General features: G+C 47.4%; 13 protein-coding genes and 1 tRNA gene. 9 read left to right on the top strand and 5 right to left on the bottom strand.

Features of this window, described 5'->3' with window-relative positions; genetic code table 11:
* Positions 1-58: 58 nt before the first annotated feature.
* The gene (locus tag NC997_RS08365) at positions 59-370 is read right to left on the bottom strand and encodes a DUF6679 family protein (RefSeq protein ID WP_190414032.1); all 312 of its coding nucleotides are present in this window, start codon (positions 368-370) and stop codon (positions 59-61) included.
* Between the two features lie 727 nt (positions 371-1,097).
* A complete protein-coding gene (locus NC997_RS08360; RefSeq protein WP_190414030.1) occupies positions 1,098-1,340 on the bottom strand; it encodes a hypothetical protein in 243 nt (80 codons plus the stop codon).
* 350 nt (positions 1,341-1,690) lie between these two features.
* Here NC997_RS08360 and NC997_RS08355 point away from each other — a divergent pair, with 350 nt between their 5' ends.
* The 4 genes from NC997_RS08355 to NC997_RS08340 all read left to right on the top strand — a co-directional run bounded on the left by NC997_RS08355 (position 1,691) and on the right by NC997_RS08340 (position 4,459).
* Positions 1,691-2,560: an aldose epimerase gene (locus NC997_RS08355; protein WP_190438050.1), complete on the top strand. Its 870-nt coding sequence runs from the start codon at positions 1,691-1,693 to the stop codon at positions 2,558-2,560.
* Positions 2,561-2,643: 83 nt separating this feature from the next.
* Positions 2,644-2,715, top strand: a tRNA-Lys gene (locus NC997_RS08350).
* A 360-nt stretch (positions 2,716-3,075) separates the two neighbouring features.
* On the top strand, positions 3,076-4,155 hold the full coding sequence (gene fba / locus NC997_RS08345; protein ID WP_190414027.1) for a class II fructose-bisphosphate aldolase: 1,080 nt from the start codon (positions 3,076-3,078) through the stop codon (positions 4,153-4,155).
* A 178-nt stretch (positions 4,156-4,333) separates the two neighbouring features.
* The gene (locus NC997_RS08340; RefSeq protein WP_277878300.1) at positions 4,334-4,459 is read left to right on the top strand and encodes a hypothetical protein; all 126 of its coding nucleotides are present in this window, start codon (positions 4,334-4,336) and stop codon (positions 4,457-4,459) included.
* 211 nt (positions 4,460-4,670) lie between these two features.
* On the opposite strand, the gene NC997_RS08335 is transcribed toward NC997_RS08340, so the two are convergent.
* A complete protein-coding gene (locus NC997_RS08335; protein ID WP_190414025.1) occupies positions 4,671-5,483 on the bottom strand; it encodes a carbon-nitrogen hydrolase family protein in 813 nt (270 codons plus the stop codon).
* A gap of 259 nt (positions 5,484-5,742) precedes the next feature.
* On the opposite strand from NC997_RS08335, the gene NC997_RS08330 reads away from it, so the two are divergent.
* Positions 5,743-5,955, top strand: a complete 213-nt coding sequence (locus NC997_RS08330; protein ID WP_190527550.1) for a hypothetical protein — start codon at positions 5,743-5,745, stop codon at positions 5,953-5,955.
* Positions 5,956-6,316: 361 nt separating this feature from the next.
* Entirely contained in the window at positions 6,317-6,910 is a 594-nt protein-coding gene (locus NC997_RS08325) for a MarC family protein (protein ID WP_190414150.1), read from the top strand.
* Between the two features lie 139 nt (positions 6,911-7,049).
* On the opposite strand, the gene NC997_RS08320 is transcribed toward NC997_RS08325, so the two are convergent.
* Both NC997_RS08320 and NC997_RS08315 read right to left on the bottom strand, forming a co-directional pair.
* Complete coding sequence (locus tag NC997_RS08320; protein WP_190527548.1) at positions 7,050-9,869, bottom strand: pentapeptide repeat-containing protein; 2,820 nt, start codon at positions 9,867-9,869, stop codon at positions 7,050-7,052.
* Between the two features lie 7 nt (positions 9,870-9,876).
* The gene (locus NC997_RS08315; protein ID WP_348257775.1) at positions 9,877-10,068 is read right to left on the bottom strand and encodes a hypothetical protein; all 192 of its coding nucleotides are present in this window, start codon (positions 10,066-10,068) and stop codon (positions 9,877-9,879) included.
* A 120-nt stretch (positions 10,069-10,188) separates the two neighbouring features.
* Between NC997_RS08315 and rplU the strand changes: the two genes are divergently transcribed.
* From rplU to hemB, 3 genes are all read left to right on the top strand, one after another.
* The gene (gene rplU / locus NC997_RS08310; RefSeq protein WP_190527319.1) at positions 10,189-10,632 is read left to right on the top strand and encodes a 50S ribosomal protein L21; all 444 of its coding nucleotides are present in this window, start codon (positions 10,189-10,191) and stop codon (positions 10,630-10,632) included.
* 51 nt (positions 10,633-10,683) lie between these two features.
* Positions 10,684-10,989, top strand: coding sequence for a 50S ribosomal protein L27 (rpmA, locus tag NC997_RS08305; protein ID WP_190527317.1), 306 nt, complete (start codon positions 10,684-10,686; stop codon positions 10,987-10,989).
* 236 nt (positions 10,990-11,225) lie between these two features.
* Complete coding sequence (gene hemB / locus NC997_RS08300) at positions 11,226-12,203, top strand: porphobilinogen synthase (protein WP_190527315.1); 978 nt, start codon at positions 11,226-11,228, stop codon at positions 12,201-12,203.
* The last annotated feature ends 144 nt before the right edge of the window (positions 12,204-12,347 follow it).

Below are 12,347 nucleotides of genomic sequence, written 5' to 3'. Positions count from 1 at the left end.
AAAAATTAAAAATGAAGCATCCCCCATTTCTAATTTTTGATTTTGCATTTTTAATTCCTCAGTCTGGATTCGAGTCGGGGAAACGCGGACGAATTTGTTCGGCTTCCGGACAATCGTCAGAGACAAGTGGTTCAGCATTGCCTCTGGGCACTGAAGCCAGCTTTTGTGTCACAGCACCAATGCTTTCGAGGCGAACCATTTCTTCCCAAGAACAAGCTTCATCTTCTTCTTCGGTTTCATAGCGGAGCGTGACTAAATCTCCTTCAATGTCAACGATGCGAGCGCGTTCGATCCAGCGTTGTTGGTCCCGCAAGAAAATACAGACCTCACGACCATCGCAACAGAGTTGATAAATCTTGCGGTGTAGCATGGGTTGCTTCTCCTGAGCAGATAAGTTGTGCAATTCTTCATGGAGCCTGCATACCTTTTTTTAGGTATCCAGCCTCTCTCAAACGTAATCGGGGTTGAATCCTGCCATTCTCCCAGGCTCCTGTCCTTATCTTTACCTATTTTTCCCAAAAGCCTGGAATGTGGGATTTGGGTTGGGTTTCTTAGGGGCGCAAGGCTTTGCATCCCTAAAGCCTGGGAATGCCGATTTTGGATAGGCAAGGAAGCCTCTTGGTCAGCCCCATGCCAATTTTTGGAAAGATGTGGAAATCGAGGGTAGGGACAAGGGTTCAAAGTGAGCGTTCTAGATGATATTGCCGATTTAATTTCAAAGTTTAGCTTGAATCCTGCGGCATTTAAGATAGGGATTGTAGGATACTCCCTCTGGTAGAATGCGCGCACTCCAATCCTCATTCAGGGTTTTTACCACTAAGGGAAACTTGAATCAAGGCAGCTACGAGTATCAATGAGTCTTTTGAGATGAGTAATGGGAAGGCAACTGGTGACAAAAAGCCTTGACTGGCAACCAGTCCAACCTTGTAGCAGTCAATTCAGTCATCCTAACTCTCGCTTTGTTTAGGAAGCGCACCTAGCTGAGATTGGTAGTTCTTATTAATCATTCTAATAATTCTTGGCCCAGGTCGGCAGCGAATAAATAAAAATTCTACTGATATCAAAGTTTTTCTATCGTTTTGGCAGCCGTGCCGCGATCACGATGCCTTGTAGTTATCAAAGAACGGTTTCAGGGCTTGTATCCGAGGCGATATCAGCGCTACGCTCTGCCGTGCTTCTCTTTGAATCTTACCGGCATTCAATGCCTGGTGTAAGGTGTCAAGAGCTTCTAAATCCGCCGATTGGTAGCCTTTCATCACTAACACTTGGCGAATCAGACCTTCAGAAGCGACGCTGAGGCAACCTGTTTGGAAAGCTGACTTTACAAGTGTGCGAATCATGGCGACCTGTTTATCCTTGATTTGCTGAGATATCTATCTTTGAGTATGAAATACTTTCCAAGATTAGGAATTGATGGTAATCCGCCATTTTTTGTGATTTTAGACCGTATTTTTAGGTGATCGAGGTCACAAATGGCAAAACCAAGCGGATGCTTGACAAAAGAAGAGTTTACTGCGGTTGCTTCTCTACTGAGCAAGCTGTCGATTTAATCCTATAGATAGATTGACCGTATAAAACAGCTTAGTGCAGCGACTGTTAAGGATGTGTAAAGTAGATATGGGAATTTCAAGAAATGTTTGTTAAAGTTTGAGACAATCAGCAAATCCTCCATAGAAACGGAAAAAGACGGGTGTACGCGATCGCCACTAAGCAGCAGCTCTACAAAACCTACATCCTCTCAGACCAAGCCGCTCAGTCCCATCTAGAGGTCGTTCCAGAGCGAGGCGGTATCGTTACTAGCCTACGCATCCAAGGACAAGAAATCCTCTACCTAGATGCAGAGCGGTTTGCCAATCCAGACTTGAGCGTTAGAGGTGGGATTCCGATTCTGTTTCCCATCTGCGGCAACTTACCCGAAAGTCAATACACCTATCAAGGTCAGCCCTACACCCTCAAGCAACACGGCTTTGCCCGCGATATGCCTTGGGAAGTCACCGACCAAGTGACTCAAGACCTAGTGAGCCTTACCCTTGTCCTTAACAGCAACGACCAGACACGTGCCGTTTACCCGTTTGACTTTCAACTCGCCTTCACTTACCGTCTGTTGGGTAACACGTTAGAGATTCGGCAGCGCTACACCAATCACTCAGCCGAGCCGATGCCCTTCTCCACGGGTCTGCATCCTTACTTCTGGACACCCGAAAAAACCGGAATCAAGTTTGGAATTCCCGCCGCCGAATACCAAGATCAGCGCACCCGCCAAACCCATCCCTTCACGGGTGCCTTTGACTTTAACCAAGATGAAATTGATGTCGCCTTTAAGCAGTTGAGCGGTCAAGAAGCCACTGCCTCCGACGCCAGCCGACAGTTGCAGCTCACCCTTAGTTGGGACAACCCTTATTCCACCTTTGTCTTCTGGACGGTCAAAGGCAAAGACTTTTACTGCATGGAGCCTTGGAGTGCCCCTCGCAATGCTCTGAATACCGGAGAGCAGCTACTGCGTCTAGAACCGGGAGGCAGTTTGGAGACATCAGTTCGTTTGACCGTAACTTTTTTATAAAAAAGTTTTTTTTCAAAACCCCTTTCCTAATTCCAGTAATCTGTGTTACCGTTGTAAACGTTGTCTAAACAACTGAAGTTTTCGGGTCGCTAACTCAACGGTAGAGTACTCGGCTTTTAACCGAATAGTTCCGGGTTCGAATCCCGGGCGACCCATAAAAAAATACTCAAAAAAATACCTAAAGAAAATTAAGGCGAGAAGCGCTCTGGCAAACGATTAGTTTTCTCATTTCCTAGCTGGAACCAGGAGAATCTACGTTATTGAGAGTACAGCCTTCTAGAGAAAGCATTCCCAGACATAAATTGGAAACGAGAGCAAAACCAAAACCCTGTTAGAAAGCCTAATGCTCTTGCTAAACCTCCACCATCAGGCAATCTTATAAATGCAGTATTGGCTGCTTATCTCGGAATTATCAAGATAATTCCCTAGAGACTGGTAAACTATCTTAAGATTATTGTAATAATTTCGCTGTCCAGAACAAAGTAACTGACGACGAGTCAATAGGAGGACTATTTATGGCGCTCGTACCCATGCGGCTGATGTTGGATCACGCAGCTGAGAATGATTATGGAATCCCAGCTTATAACGTTAACAACATGGAGCAGATCCAGGCCATCATGCAGGCTGCTCATGAGGCAAATAGCCCCGTGATTCTGCAAGCTTCTCGTGGCGCTCGGAACTATGCAGGAGAATATTTCCTACGCCATCTGATTCTGGCGGCAGTTGAAACTTACCCTCATCTCCCAATTGCCATGCACCAGGATCATGGTAATGCCCCAAGCACTTGCTACTCTGCCATGCGCCACGGTTTCACCAGCGTCATGATGGATGGCTCGTTAGAGGCAGATGCTAAGACTCCAGCCAGCTTCGAGTACAACGTGGAAGTCACCCGCAAGGTGGTGGAAGTCGCTCACTCAATTGGCGTCAGCGTAGAAGGCGAACTGGGTTGCTTGGGTTCTCTAGAAACAGGCATGGGTGATAAGGAAGACGGTCACGGTGCCGAAGGAGTTCTCTCTCACGACCAGCTGTTGACCGACCCAGACGAAGCCGTTGCCTTCGTAGAACAAACCGGCGTGGATGCTTTGGCAGTTGCGATTGGCACCAGCCACGGCGCTTACAAGTTTACCCGCAAGCCGACTGGCGAAATTCTGGCTATCAGCCGGATTGAAGAAATTCACAGCCGTCTGCCGAACACCCACCTCGTGATGCACGGTTCCTCCTCTGTGCCCGAAGATTTACTTGCCCTGATTAACCAATACGGCGGTACAATCCCGGAAACCTACGGCGTACCCGTTGAAGAAATTCAAAAAGGCATTAAGAGCGGTGTCCGTAAGGTGAATATTGACACGGATAACCGTCTGGCGATTACCGCTGCGGTGCGCGAAGCCTTGGCTAGCAATACTAAGGAATTTGACCCCCGCCACTTCCTCAAGCCTTCCATCAAGTATATGCAGAAGGTTTGTAGCGATCGCTATCATCAGTTCGGTGCTGCTGGTCAAGGTACCAAGATTAAGCAGATGACTTTGGATGAGTTTGCTGCTAAGTATGCCAAAGGCGAGTTGAATGCTGTTACCAAGAAGACTGTAACTGTCTAAGAAAAGTTTAGGTTTTGGATAAATCTAGTATCTAAAATTTGAAATTTTTCTTGTCGGGTGGCTTCCAAGCCACCCGTTTTTTTGTGTGTAAGAAGAGTTTTTTGGCAAACTTTCAGGAACAGGGAATAGCTGCTTTGTATAAATGCATAGCGTTGCTTTTTAAGAGTTTGTCAATCTTATGGCTAACAATAAATTTAAGCCTTCTCCCGATTTAGGTAAGCCCGCCAGACGGGATGGTAGTGCCCCTAAAGTCACTGGCAATCCAAAGAGTACTCCTCCCAAGCGCAAGAATACTGGTAAGTAAGGTGCCCGATGCGGCTTGTTTGCCGTTCGGTAATACCAGCGGTTGGCGCAATGTCTAACAAGAGGGCTTCTTTTATACATTTCTGGATTTTAGATTTGGGATTTTTGATTAGAAAACCAAAGCTAAAACAAGATTGAAAGATTTAGAATCTTTCAATCTGAAAAATGGTATTAGTTTGCGCCATTGCCGGTCTATTTTTTTCCCAAAAGGCTCAGATAAAAACCCGATGTTGCAGGGAGGGCATTTGGCGGCGGATTTGTTCTAGGCGAGAGGGGTTAATTTCTGCGATCGCGACTCCCGGCGTATCTCCGGCATCCGCTAAAATAACGCCCCAAGGGTCAATAATCATCGCGTGTCCGTGAGTGTGACGCAGGGCGTAATGCTGCCCAGTCTGAGCCGGTGCTATCACATAGCAGGTGTTTTCGATAGCTCTGGCTTGTAGTAAGATTTGCCAGTGATCTTTGCCAGTGTAGGCGGTGAAGGCAGCGGGAACAAATAGAATGTCGGCTCCCATCTGCGCCAAGTGCCGATACAGTTCCGGGAATCGGACATCGTAGCACACCGAAAGTCCCAAGGAACCCAAATGCTTGGAGGGATAAACGGGTGGTAGGCGCATCCCAGCCATGACGGTGCTAGATTCTCGATAGGTATTGCCGTCGGGCAAATTGACATCAAATAAATGTACTTTTTGGTAGCAGGCGAGTTCTTCCCCTGAAGGATCGATGAGCAAAGCGGTGTTGTAGACTTTGTTGGTGTCAACGGGAACGGGAAACCCGCCACCCAAGATGGTGACTTGGAAGCGCTGAGCCATTGTTCGGAGGAATTTTTCGCTCTGGGTAGCGATCGCCTCCGATTGGGCTATCTTCTGCTTTTCTTCTCCTAAAAATGAGAAGTTTTCTGGCAAGCCTACTAACTCAGCACCCTGACGCACAGCAAGCTCGATGAGTTCTTCTGCCTGAACCAGATTTTTTTCCACATCTGGCAGGCTTGTCATTTGTATGGCGGCGGCGAGATAGGGCTTCATTATCACTCTCGTAATTTCATCTAAATCAGTCTAAATGCTGGTGAAGCTGAGAACATCAGAATATATATTATTCCTTTGTTGTGTGTCTAGGCATTGATGAAGGGTTGGTTCGAGCAATCCTGTGGATTATACCGAAGGTACTTATTTAGAGAGATATTTACTCAGCTAAGTAGGAATGCGGACACAAATCATCCGGATGCGCGTCTTCAGTGACAAAGATGCTGTTTTGAAATCATCGTGTGTTCTGGTAGCAATGGCAATGAGTCGGATTAATAAAATTGTGCAACAAGCTTTGGTAACGGGCTATCTAACGGTTGAAGCCGAAGAGCAGCTACGTCAGCTTTTAAAAACCAAGTATGACTTTGATGACTTTATGGCTTTCATTACCTTACAAAAAGAGGCGATGGAAGGTCGGGTTCGTCAAGAGTCTCGTGAATTGCTGCATTCTCGGCGTGTTTCTGCCTTAGTTTAAACGGGGGCGCTCACTTATTTTGCATTAGCACAGCGCCACGCGGACGCGCTATCGCAACACTTGCGCGTTTGTCACCGCAGCTTAAAGAAAGTATTCACTGGATCTAGGCACTTTAGGAAGAGGGAAAAACCGGGCGCTCGCTTTCTCAGATGAGGTTAAGCGATCGCTCTCTCACTGTATTGAGGTTTAAATTATAACAATGAATATTATTGGTTGACACTACGACAACTCTATGAATGAGTTGGAGTCCTCGGCTGGGACGAGGCATCTGACTCGTTTGAGATCAACCTTCGGAATGGCGAAACAGCAAGGCATCCACGTTACGGTTAGAGGAAATATTTTCTAAGGGTCAACTGTGGAGCTGGATATCTCTGTTCTGGTTAAAACTTTTGTAGCTGTGTTTGTCTTGGCAGATGCGTTGGGCAATGCACCGATCTTTTTAGTCCTGACGAAGGGCATGGAACCGGAGCAAAGAGACAATGTGGTGAATCGGGCAAGTATTGTAGCGACAGGGGTGCTGCTGATATTCGCTTTTGGGGGTAAAGCAGTTCTAAATTACTTAGAAATCAGTATGGGGTCTTTGCGGGTTGCTGGGGGACTGCTTTTACTCTTAGTTGCCCTACAAATGCTACGTGGAGAACTAGATACACCGATTGTCGAGCAGCAGCGCGATATCGCGATTACTCCGATGGCATTGCCTCTGTTAGCTGGGCCAGGAACGCTAACGACGGTGATGCTGTTGATGTCTGAATCTCCAAATGCTCATCTCAGCGTGGTGGTCGGGATTGTCTCTGCGATGCTGGTGACATGGTTGATTGTGCGTCTGGCAAACCGGATTGACCACTTGCTCGGTGCCGAAGGTGCAGTGATTATTACTCAACTTTTAGGCTTTCTGTTAGCAGCGCTGGCAATCGAAATCGGCAGTGCTGGAATTCGGGAACTGTTTCTAACTTAAGATGCGATCGCGTTTTTTACGAACCGCGAAGACGCAAAGAACGCGAAGGAAGAGGGGAAGAGAGGGCGATCGCGTTCGGTGAGATGAGATAGGCGATCGCATCGCTTTTCCACCATGAAAAATAAGGGTGATGATAACTTTACTCCAACCCTAGCCGTTGCTTTAAAGCTTCTGGCACATTCTCGGCTGTTTCCAAATTCTGAACATTCTCCCATTTTGTATATTTATCCCAAGAAATATCGTCGAGGTCTGCGCCGATGAGGTCTGCACGGCTGAGGTTTGTGCCGTTGAGGTCTGCTTCGTTGAGGTGTGCGTCGCCGAGGTTTGCACCGCTGAGGTTTGCACCGCTAAGGTATGCGCCGTTGAGGTATGCGCCGCTGAGGTCTGCGCCGCTGAGGTCTGCGCCGCTGAGGTCTGCGTCGATGAGGTCTGCGCCGTTGAGGTTTGCGCGGCTGAGGTTTGCACCGCTGAGGTCTGCGCCATTGAGGTTTGCGTCGCGGAGATATGCGCCGTTGAGGTTTGCGCGGCTGAGGAATTTACTAACTGTCCCTAAAAATCCTCCAATACCAATACATTGGCTGTAACCAATAATGCGAAGCAGTCGATATACATCAAAACCATCAGTATCTTTTTCGCCGCAAGGGTAGAAAGTAATTTTGTCTTTTAAGTCGTCTTTTAACTGAGCATAACGGTTCAGCTCTAGCAGCAAAATCATTACATTCAGTCCTGCATAAATATCCACCTGTCGCAGTCCCAGCCGCTCATTTTCTGGCGCTTGCTCCCTCATTTGCAACATCTTCTTCTGCGGCAGATTTTCTGGAGTGGCATCAAGAAATTCGCCATCGCACCAGCGCAGATAAAAATTCTCCAATCGTTTAAATAATTTTACGGGCTGAAACTCCGTACTGGCAGCTAATAAAGCCATCAAGTATTCCACAATTTCTGGTGTCAGTTCGCCGTAGCCAAATAAATCGTAGATATCTCGATCCATTTGATCGGTGGAGATATAAAACTCCTGCCGTTTAATTCCCGGTCGCGTCAAGTCTTCTATACTTTCTTTGAGTCGTTCCGCACACAAAAATTCCCCAAAACTTTTGTGGGCAAACTCCACATAACCGTCTTTGTCACCCGCCGCCGCCTGTAGATAAAAAGCCGCCAACGCATTTTTTAGCGCATCCTCGCCGTGTCTTTCTCTGGCTTGTTGAATCAACTCAATCGCGCTCTCATCGTCCTTCAACCGTGACTCGATTGTTTTTACTGCGGCACATTCCCCGCCCGACTGCACGACGCACAACCCCGCCTCTGCCAAAATGCGTCGCAGTCCTGCCGTTTCCTGTCCGGTTAGCTTTCGATTCAGCCATTCTTTACGTTGTTCCGTCAGTACCCACTCCAAAGATTGCTCGTAAATCAGAATTTTTGCCCCGACACCGCTGGCACCCTCAAACATCTCTACCGTCAACTTGCCATCCCGGTGCATCGCAGCCAATAGATAAAGCAATAGCGGCTCTTTTGCTAATTCCCGCACTCTATCTGGACAGCGTGCATCTTGCAAAAACTCCTGAAATGCTGAGCTTTTATTTTTACCAACTTGAGTTTCCCATTTAGTAAACCACTGCTGCTGGAGTTCGTCATCCATTGGCAGCAGCTCCACTCGTTCCAGGTTGGGAGGCATTCTTCCTTCAATACCTTGTAGTGCCAAAGGCCTGCCTGTAATCAGAACCCGATGTCCTTTTTCAGAATTTCGCTTGCAGCTACCTTGAAAATCCTCTACTTGCCAGAGAAAATCCTTTAATTCCTGGCTGGTTCCTCTCTCCATCACTAATTCATCAAATCCATCCAGCAGAAACAAAAATCGGGTATCTCTATCGGTTAACCAACCATCATCGGTTGCGGCGAAATTACAACCGACTGCTGCTTGCAAAGTTTTTTCAAAACTCTTTTCAAATGTCCTAATATCCCGCAACCGAATCAAAATTGGTGTCCAAACTGGATGCAAATGCTGCCACACCCAGTCGGCAAACATCCGACAAAAAACACTTTTTCCTCTTCCCGGCCCCCCTTGGATAAACATCACCTTGTCTTGTTTCTGGACATCTGCTAGCATTGCCTTTGCCCAGCTTTCGATCTCAATTGGTTCTGCATCCTGATCAATCTCTCCCTTCTTCGGATTCACTGGTTGTACCTTCAACGGCACGTAAATATCCTTGAAAGTGAAGATCTCACGAAATACTGGATCTAGGGGCTTAGTAGCAATTTGCTCTTCCAAATAAGTATTGAGACTGTAGTATTTGTCCGACTCTTGCCGCTTTCCAGATAAATACAATTCTGCCCGTTGTCTGACAGAATCCTCAGCATCTTCTAAGGCTTTTTTCAGGTGTTGATGAGTCTTCCAAGCTACCCAACTTGTTAAAATCTCAGCTTCCTGCTTATTTATTCCTCCTTGTTGCAGTTGGTTCGACAATACCTGATTTAAAACTTGGGCTAATTCCGATTCGTGGAAGCAGGTGAGAACATTTCTAGCGAGATGCTCATCTAATTGAAATTCTTCCAGTTTTGCGCTTTGCTGTTGGGCGATATTTGTGGGAGGCGTTGCACTTGCTGGCTGTAGATTGGCTGGTTGTAAATTGACTTGCTGTAATAAGTCATTACTTTGCACCAATTCATTAAAGCTTTCTAGATAAGCGAGGGGAGATGCGATCGCTACCCATTCTTCTAAGGATGGCTCTTGATTCGTCTTGTTCCGGTACAGCCTCATGCCTTGTATCGCTAGTTTCGCCCCAGATAGTCCGGCTACAACAATTCCAGCAGGGCTTGCAGTTGCAGAGAACAAACCTAAAGCCAGTGCGAATTCCAGCGCAAATTTAGTAATCTCTGTCCCAGTCTCAGCGACATCTCCGGGTTTCCCTAGTTCCCCGATATCAGTCTTTAAAAACTGCCAAATCTGTTTGAGGTTCGTCATGCGATCGCTACTCTCCGTGCTGATGAATCGAAGATAACTCAACGATTAAGCATCTGCCCTCAGTTGGATATCTCCCATATTTTCTGGAGAAAGAGCGATCGCTTACTTGACACAGTTCCAGGTAATCATGGATGATGAAAGATTGTCTGTCTATTCCTGCTCGGATCAGGTTGAGACATTCCAAAAGCTGGTTGGTCATTGGTCAAGAAGTCATGAGTCATGGGTCAATAGCAGCGAATCTAAAGACTGAATCTAAAGACGAAAGACAACTGACAATCACCTATTCAGCTACCTGTACGGCAACCCCTAGGACTATCCCATGAGTTACGCAATTATTGAAACTGGCGGCAAACAGCTAAGAGTCGAACCAGGTCGCTTTTACGACATCGAACTGCTTCCCTCGGAACCAGACACCCAAGTTACCATTGATAAGGTTTTGTTCGTTCAGAACGATGGCGATGTAACCATCGGTCAACCTTTCATCGAAGGGGCGACGGTAGAATGCACGGTGATGCGACACCGGCGCGGCAAGAAGGTCATCGTCTACAAGATGAAGCCCAAAAAGAAAACCCGCCGCAAGAAAGGACATCGCCAGGAAATCACCCAGCTGATGATTAACTCCATCAGCATCAATGGCTCAGTGGTGGCTTCCGAACAACAGGCTTCCCAAACCCCCGGCGCAGATGAGTCAGAAGAAGCTCAAGAAGCTGTGGCAACAGTGGTTGTTGATGAGACAGATACCGAGAGCGCTGCGACCGAGTAAACCGCTGAGACTACAGCAAAATAGTAAGTAGTAAGGACAAGTGAGGAAATTATGGCTCATAAGAAAGGTACGGGTAGTACTCGCAACGGTCGTGATTCTAATGCTCAACGTTTAGGCGTCAAGCGTTTCGGCGGTCAGACCGTCAGAGCAGGTAGTATTTTGGTGCGTCAGCGGGGAACTTCGTTTCATCCTGGCAATAATGTCGGTGTGGGCAGAGACTATACCTTGTTTGCCCTCATTGATGGCATCGTCACCTTTGAACGGAAGGACAGAAGCCGCAAGAAGGTAAGCGTTTACGCGGTGCCAGCGGCGGCGGAAGCATCCCCTGAGAATGCACCCGTAGCGGCTCAGGTATGAGTATCCAGACTTAGTAGTTGGATAGATTAAGAAAGGAGGGGCAATTTATAAATTGCCCCTCCTTTTATTCGGCATTTTTTTATCAGCGATCGCGCTGGTTGGTCAAAATAAACGTAATATGTGATTCTGAGTGCCAGCGAAAAATTTCATCTCAATATTTTGCTTGGCTCAATGTGACAAATTGTTACTTTTTTAGACCGCTTTAGTTACTAACAACTATTCACTACACTAACGCCATGTTTCCCATTCATCGCCCTCGCCGCCTTCGTACCTCAACCCAGCTGCGCCGGATGGTGCGTGAAACGGTTCTTGCCACGAGTGACTTAATCTACCCTCTGTTTGCTGTACCGGGAGAGGGCATTGCTAAGGAAGTGAAATCGATGCCAGGAGTCTACCAGCTGTCGGTAGACAAAATTGTGGAAGAGGCAAAAGAAGTCTATGACCTCGGCATTCCCGCAATCATTCTTTTTGGCATTCCCGCAGATAAGGATGTAGATGCTACGGGTGCGTGGCACGATTGCGGGATTGTCCAAAAAGCTTCCACAGCAGTGAAAGAAGCCGTGCCGGATTTAGTGGTCATTGCCGATACTTGCTTGTGCGAATATACCAGTCACGGTCACTGTGGTTATTTGGAAGTGGGCGATTTGACGGGACGGGTGTTGAATGACCCGACGCTGGAATTGCTCAAGAAAACAGCAGTGTCTCAAGCCAAGGCTGGCGCTGATATTATCGCTCCGTCTGGGATGATGGACGGTTTTGTGCAGGCGATTCGGGAAGGATTGGATGCAGCGGGATTTCAAGATACACCGATTCTTTCTTACGCTGCCAAATATGCTTCGGCTTATTATGGCCCTTTCCGCGATGCGGCTGATTCAACACCGCAGTTTGGCGATCGCAGAACTTACCAGATGGACCCCGGCAATGCCCGCGAAGCCCTCAAAGAAATCGAACTCGATATTGCAGAAGGGGCGGATATGCTGATGGTGAAACCGGCACTCGCCTATATGGACATCATTTGGCGGGTGAAAGAAGCCAGCAACGTGCCGGTAGCCGCCTATAATGTCTCCGGCGAATACGCGATGGTGAAAGCGGCTGCCCTCAATGGCTGGATTGACGAACAGCGAGTCGTGATGGAAACTTTAACCAGCTTCAAGCGGGCTGGAGCTGATTTGATTCTCACCTACCACGCCAAAGATGCCGCCCGTTGGTTGTAGGAAGTCAGGGTGAAGGATGAAAAAACAACAGATTCGCCTAGAACTAGGCATTTTCATCCTTCACATTTCATCCAGCATTCTTAGTTAGCTACTTATGTTCAAAAGGAATCCGTCTGGCGGTACAGATTTAGGGTTGGATATGAG

The organism is Trichocoleus sp. DQ-A2 (assembly GCF_039961915.1).
Classification (GTDB): Bacteria; Cyanobacteriota; Cyanobacteriia; order Cyanobacteriales; family FACHB-T130; genus FACHB-T130.
The sequence above is the reverse complement of the archived record's forward strand: the minus strand, read 5'-3'. Positions and strand labels throughout refer to the sequence as shown.